Raw genomic sequence first — 6,374 nt, 5'->3', positions numbered from 1 at the left:
AAATTATCTAAGCTTTGTCTCAAAAAATGCATTAAAAAGCGAGTTTATGCCTTGCTTTGTAAATTTCTCCATTATCTTTTCGATCTGCGGTTTTTCTTGCCAAACTGGCTCATCTACGAGGCTCATTTTAGCTAGCTCGTTTTGAGCGTCTATGTAGCTACCAAGGCTATCAATTAACCCTATCTTTAGGGCATTGTGAGCTAAAAAGACCCTTGCATTTGCCCACTCATCTTTTTTCTTGATATCTAAATTTCTAGCCTCTGCCACGTCACTTACAAAGAGCATATAAGCGTCATTTACGAGCCCTTGCAAGCTCTCACGCTCTTGCTTGCTCCAGCTCCTCATAAAGGTGCCAGCCTCTTTAAACTCGCCAGCCTTCACCACCTGCTCGCTCACGCCTAAATTTTTGGCTAAATTTTCGATGTTTGCCCCTTGCATGATGACGCCGATCGAGCCTATGAAAGCACCTGGGTTTGCTACTATAATGTCGGCATTTACGCCAGTGTAGTAGCTGCCACTTGCCATGTTGCCAGCTGCGTATGCGAGCACTTTTTTGCTCTCTTTTAGCCGCTTGACCGCCATGGCTAGCTCCACGCTTGGACTTAGCGCACCGCCTGGGCTGTCGATGTAGAGTAGCACGCCTTTGATGTTGTTATCCAGCCTTGCTTTTTCGAGTGTATCTAAAATTTCGCTTGTGTCCATTATCGTGCCTGTGATGTCGATGCGGGCTAAATTTGGCTCTTTCATCTTGCCATCTGGTGTGAATATAAAAAATAAGATGAGTAAAAATATTAGCGCTTTAAAGTAGTTATTTATAAATTTAAAAATTCCCAAAATCCCTCTAAAAATAAGCCTTAAAATTTGCAAATTTTGCCTCCGATATATAGTTTTTTGGCTTCATTTGTGTGAAGTATGAGCTGAAGTATTAGCTCGCTATCATCGCACTCTAGGTCGTTATAGATAGCAAGATCGGCTGCGCGAGCCGCCTTTATCTCGCCGTTATTTGTCCTAAGTGCCTTTGCGCCCCCATGCGTTGCAGCGACAAAAAGCCTAGTGGCAAGCTCGTTTAGATCAAGGCTCGCGTGGGTAAAAAGGGCAGCTCTTAGTTCATGCCAAAAATTTAGGCTAATATTTGAGCTAAGGCCGTCTGTGCCAATGTTTAGGCTAACGTTATTTTTAAAAATTTCTTTTAAATTTAGCGCCTTTTTGCCAAGCAACCTGTTTGAAACGGCGCAGTGCGTCACGCTGTGATGAGGCTTAAATTTAGCAAAATCGCTCACATAAACGCAGTGCGTAAATAGTGTATTTATCTCACGAAACATCGCAAAATAGCCCTTTGCGTCATACATCGGCTTTGGATCAGGGCTAAATCTTAAAAGATGCTTTTTAAAGCCGCCAGTACCACGCTCTAGCCACTGCTTTTCAGCCTTGCTCTCTAAAAAGTGCGTGCTAACAAGAAGATCATCTTTTTTAGCCATTTCAAGGGCGGCTTTGGCGAGCTTTGGGTGCACAGAGTAGGGCGAGTGCAGCGAGATAGCTGGGGTAAAATTTTTACTTTTATAGCCCTTTGTTTTTTCAAATTTGGCTAAGAAATTTTGCAAATTTTGCTGAATCATCTGCTCGCTTGAGCCCAAAATTTCACTAAAAAGCACGACTTTTAGTGGACTAGCAGCTAAAATTTCAAGCTCAGAGCCAAAGCTAGATATCTCGCCAATGGCACAAACTCCGCTTTTTAGCAGCGAATTTATGGCTTCATTCATCGCTTTTTTAGCGTCCATTCTAGATAGCTCGCCACCTTTATCGATGATAGAGCCAAGCCATTTTATAAAATCACCATATTTCAGCGTGCTAACATTTGAGCTAAACTCCAAATGAACGTGCGAGTTTATAAAGGCTGGAGCAACCACGCTATCACTAAAGTCGCAAATTTTAGCCTCTTTAAATTTCTTTTGCGCCTCTTTCTCGCTTAAAATTTCTAAAATTTTATCATCATCAATAACGACACAAGAATTTCTTAAAATTTTTGGATTTTCTCCGCCAGTGATGATCTTTTTTGCTTTTAAAATTTCCACATTTGAGCCTTAAATTTTTGTTATTGTAGCGAAAATTTAGGAACGAAAATGTATAATTTGGGCTATTTAATCAAAAAGGAGTGACATGGATAAGAAGCTAAAAATAATGGTTATCCAAGGCCCAAATATCAATATGCTTGGCGCTAGAGAGCCAGGAATTTATGGCGTTATGAAGATGGAAGATATCCACTCTCAAATGAAGATCGTAGCCGATCAAAATGACGTTGAGATCGAGTTTTTTCAAAGCAACCTTGAGGGCGAGCTAGTTGATAAGATCCAAGAGTGCTTGGGCGATGCTGACGGCATCATCATAAACCCAGCCGCTTACACTCACACATCTATTGCCATCCGTGATGCGCTAAGTGCGGTTGCTTTGCCAGTTATCGAGGTGCATATCAGCAATGTTTATAGAAGAGAAGAATTCCGTCACAAAAGCCTCATCGCACCAGTTGCGGCAGGCCAGATCGTGGGCTTTGGACCAGTTGGCTATCATTTGGCGATGATAGGCATGCTTCAAATTTTTGAGCAAATCAAAGCAGTAAGAGCAAATCAAAAATCACAATGAATTTCATCTTAAAGGACGAAAACGCCGTATTTTACGAGTGTGGCTACAGCTGCGACAATGAGTTTTTGCTATGCCTTGATGGCGTGAAATACTTTTTTACGGATGCGAGGTATTATTTTGAGGCAAAAAGCTGCGTAAATGCAGGCGTGGTCGTTCTTTTAGCGCAGAGAAATTTAATAAGCGAGGTCAGGGCATTTTTAAGAAAGATGAAGCCAAGTAGCCTCGTTTTTAACCCAGATGAGCTAAGCCTAAGTGAGTTTAATGCGCTTAGCAAAGGTTTTAAGATAAATTTCAAACCAAAGGCAAATTTTTCTAGGCTAAAGAGAATTTGCAAGAGCGAAGATGAGATAAAAATTTTAAAAAAGGCTAGCGAATTTGGAGCAAAATGCTTTGACGAATTTGCTAAATTTGTGCGTGAAAATGGCGAAGGAATGAGTGAGAAAGAGCTTCATTTTAACGCCTCGCTCATCTTTAGGCAAAAAAACGAGCTAGGTCTTAGCTTTGATCCGATCGTGGCAATAAACGAAAATGCCGCAAAGGCGCATGCGCTGCCTGGGGATAAAATTTTAAAAAATGGCGATTTGTTGCTACTTGACGCTGGGGTTAAATTTAAGCGTTACTGCTCTGATCGCACCAGAACTGCTTGCTTTGATGAAAATTTCAACTTCTCAAAGGAGCAAAAATTTAAAAACGCCAAGATGCAAGAAATTTACGAGATCGTAAAAGAGGCTCAGGCCGCTGCGATAAAGGTCGCTAGAGCTGGCGTTAGGGCGTGCGAGATAGACCTTGCAGCAAGAAGTGTGATAGCAAAGGCTGGATATGAAAAGGCCTTTTTTCACTCGACAGGACACGGCGTGGGTGTCAATATACACGAGCTCCCAGTTATCTCAGCAAAAAGCGAAACGCTCATAAAAGAGGGCATGGTCTTTAGCGTGGAGCCTGGAATTTATCTAGAAAATGAATTTGGTGTGCGCATCGAGGACGTGGTGGTCGCAAGAGAAAGTGGGTGCGAAATTTTATGAGGCTAGCTGGAGCAAGAAAGATCGTAAAAAGCCGTTTTTGCCCCAGTTTTTTTCATAAAAGAGATGAGTTTAAGTATGAGGCACTAGTTGGCATGGGTGGCAACATCGGCGATAGCGCAAAGAGGTTTGATAAATTTATAAGAGCGATTAGTGAAGATAGGCGTTTTCACGTAGTTGAAGTCTCGCCGATACTTATAAATGCGGCGTTTGGTTATGAAGCGCAGGATGACTTTAGTAACGCTGTTATAAATTTACAAACATCTATGGGCCCTAGAAATTTGCTAAAAATTTTGGGGCACTATGAGAGTAAATTTAAGCGTGTCAGGACGTTTAAAAATGCGCCACGTACGCTTGATCTAGATATTTTGTATTTTAGTAAAAAAGTCTATAAGACGCCGCGCCTTATCGTCCCGCACCCAGGAGCTGATAAGAGGCTTAGCGTGATCGTGCCACTAGGGCTTATGAGAGGTTAAAAGGATATAAATGGCTACAAAATTTCATACTTTTACAGGCGAGAGCACCATCGAGGCTTTGAAAAAGGCTCAAGAAACGTGCGGCGAAAAGGCCATACTAGTTACTACAAAACAGATTCAAGCCAAAACGATAAATAAAAAACCGCTTTATGAAATTTTAGTAAGCGTCGAAGAAGACGATGTGAAGCAACCCCCAAAACCAAATACAAAAGCCATAAATTACGAAAATGCCTATTCTAAATTTAATAAAAACTATGAACCTGCTAAGCCAAAATTTGAGATAAAAGAGGAGCCGGCTAAATTTGAGGCAAAGACAACATCGCCCGAGCCTTATGATCCAAACGAGAGCGTGCTTTTAAATATCTCTGCCGCTGCAAAAGAGATAAGCACGATCGCAAATGTAAATATCGATGATGTCAAAGATAAAGAGTCGAGCATACCAAATGGTATGAATAAAAAAATAGACGATGTGGCAAAGCAAGTAAGCGTGCTAAGCGAAAAAATAGGGCTGATAACTGACATGATCTGGGACGAGAAAGCCCCAAATCGCAATAATCTCTCGATCCCGCCAGAGTTTGCTAGCATCTATAAACTCGCAAAACAAAGCGGCATGAAAGAGGAGCATTTAGAGGCTATCATGCAAACGACGCTTGAAAATTTGCCAGTGTCAATGAAGAGCAATCCAACCGCGGTAAAAAGATATTTCTACTCACTCTTACGCAATATGCTACCTTGTAGAAAAGAGCCAAACGATAAAAAACAACGTATTATGATGCTAGTTGGCCCAACTGGAGTTGGCAAGACGACAACTCTTGCAAAGCTCGCGGCTCGTTTTGCTTACGGCAATGAAAAACGCTATAAAACAGGGATTATCACGCTTGATACGTACCGTATTGGAGCGGTTGAGCAGCTATTTCAATACGCTAAAATGATGAAGCTGCCTATTCTCGATGTTATCGAGATAGATGACTTTCAAAATGCTATAAAGCAGCTTAATTATTGTGATGTGATACTTATTGATACGACTGGAAATTCTCAGTATGACAAAGAAAAGCTTGAAAGGCTTGATAAATTTTTAAAGCATAGTGGTGCAAAGATCGATGTAAATTTGGTCCTTTCGGCTGGCTCAAAGGTTGAAGATCTAATAGAAATTTATAATGGGTTTTCATTTTTGGATATTGACACGCTGATAATCACCAAATTTGATGAGACAAAAATTTTTGGCAATGTTTTTTCGCTGATATATGAGACAAATACGCCGGTTAGCTACTTTAGCGTGGGTCAAGAGGTGCCTGATGATCTTGTGGAGGCAAAGAGCGAATTTTTAGTAGAGTGCGTGTTTGACGGCTTTACAAAGCAAAAGGCTAGCGATGAATAATCAAGCGCAAAAATTACAAAATTTAGTCCAGTCTCAAAGCAAGAGTAAAAATACGCATTTTATTGCGATAACTAGCGGCAAAGGCGGTGTTGGTAAGAGTACGATAAGTGCAAATCTGGCAAATGTTTTATCAAAAAATGGCTATAAAGTAGGACTATTTGATGCTGATATTGGCCTTGCAAACCTTGATGTCATCTTAAATGTAAAAATGGGTAAAAATTTACTTCACGTGCTAAAAGGCGAGTGCAGCCTAAAAGATATCTTGATACCTATAAATAAAAATTTGATCCTTATCCCTGGCGAGAGTGGTGATGAAATTTTGAAATTTAACAATCAATTTTTATTTGAGAGGTTTTTGGATGAGGCGAGCGAGCTTGATGAGCTTGATTTTTTGATCATTGACACCGGAGCTGGCATAGGCGGTAGTACACAGCTGTTTTTAGAAGCGGCTGATGAGGTTGTCGTGGTGACTGTGCCTGACCCTGCGGCGATAACCGATGCGTATGCGGTTATAAAGATCGTTTCAAGGTTTAAAAATAGCGAGCTTTTACTGCTAAATATGGTAAAAAATGAGGCGGAAGCGACTAGAATTTATGAAAATATAAAGCGAGTGGCAAATGCAAATATTGGGCCAAGCTTGAATTTAGAGCTTATAGGATTTGTGGCTTCTGATAAGAATGTTTCAAGAAGCATAAAACAACGAACGCTTTTTACAGACGACGCTGCTTATGCTGAGCCTAGTGCTCAGATAAAACAGATAGCTTCGAATTTACTTTATAGGTTGGAACGAAAAGTGCTTAACGATGAGCAAAGCAGGAGCTTTGGGGGCTTCTTTAAGCGTTTGATAGAACAATTTTGATGGAG

General features: G+C 40.8%; 7 protein-coding genes. 5 read left to right on the top strand and 2 right to left on the bottom strand.

The annotated features are described in order from the left end of the window. Window positions 1-3: 3 nt before the first annotated feature. The gene (gene sppA, locus CYP51_RS04370) at window positions 4-867 is read right to left on the bottom strand and encodes a signal peptide peptidase SppA (RefSeq protein WP_103624523.1); all 864 of its coding nucleotides are present in this window, start codon (window positions 865-867) and stop codon (window positions 4-6) included. Then, window positions 855-2,072, bottom strand: a complete 1,218-nt coding sequence (gene mqnF / locus CYP51_RS04365) for an aminofutalosine deaminase family hydrolase (RefSeq protein ID WP_103624522.1) — start codon at window positions 2,070-2,072, stop codon at window positions 855-857. The genes sppA and mqnF overlap by 13 nt, the downstream gene beginning before the upstream one ends. 85 nt (window positions 2,073-2,157) lie before the next feature. Here mqnF and aroQ point away from each other — a divergent pair, with 85 nt between their 5' ends. From aroQ to CYP51_RS04340, 5 genes are read left to right on the top strand one after another with little or no spacing between them, the layout of a single operon-like run. Then, window positions 2,158-2,637, top strand: a complete 480-nt coding sequence (aroQ, locus tag CYP51_RS04360; RefSeq protein WP_072594732.1) for a type II 3-dehydroquinate dehydratase — start codon at window positions 2,158-2,160, stop codon at window positions 2,635-2,637. Then, the gene (locus CYP51_RS04355) at window positions 2,634-3,659 is read left to right on the top strand and encodes an aminopeptidase P family protein (RefSeq protein ID WP_103624521.1); all 1,026 of its coding nucleotides are present in this window, start codon (window positions 2,634-2,636) and stop codon (window positions 3,657-3,659) included. Before aroQ ends, CYP51_RS04355 begins: the two co-directional genes overlap by 4 nt. Next, a complete protein-coding gene (gene folK / locus CYP51_RS04350) occupies window positions 3,656-4,132 on the top strand; it encodes a 2-amino-4-hydroxy-6-hydroxymethyldihydropteridine diphosphokinase (RefSeq protein WP_103624520.1) in 477 nt (158 codons plus the stop codon). Before CYP51_RS04355 ends, folK begins: the two co-directional genes overlap by 4 nt. Before the next feature lie 10 nt (window positions 4,133-4,142). Continuing rightward, entirely contained in the window at window positions 4,143-5,510 is a 1,368-nt protein-coding gene (gene flhF / locus CYP51_RS04345; protein ID WP_103624519.1) for a flagellar biosynthesis protein FlhF, read from the top strand. Further along, window positions 5,503-6,369, top strand: a complete 867-nt coding sequence (locus CYP51_RS04340) for a P-loop NTPase (RefSeq protein WP_021090665.1) — start codon at window positions 5,503-5,505, stop codon at window positions 6,367-6,369. Before flhF ends, CYP51_RS04340 begins: the two co-directional genes overlap by 8 nt. Window positions 6,370-6,374: the final 5 nt, after the last annotated feature.

The sequence above is a fragment of the Campylobacter concisus genome (genome assembly GCF_002912895.1).
In the GTDB taxonomy this organism is placed as follows: domain Bacteria; phylum Campylobacterota; class Campylobacteria; order Campylobacterales; family Campylobacteraceae; genus Campylobacter_A; species Campylobacter_A concisus_G.
Note: the sequence above shows the minus strand (reverse complement) of the source record. Positions and strands in the feature narration are given on the sequence as shown.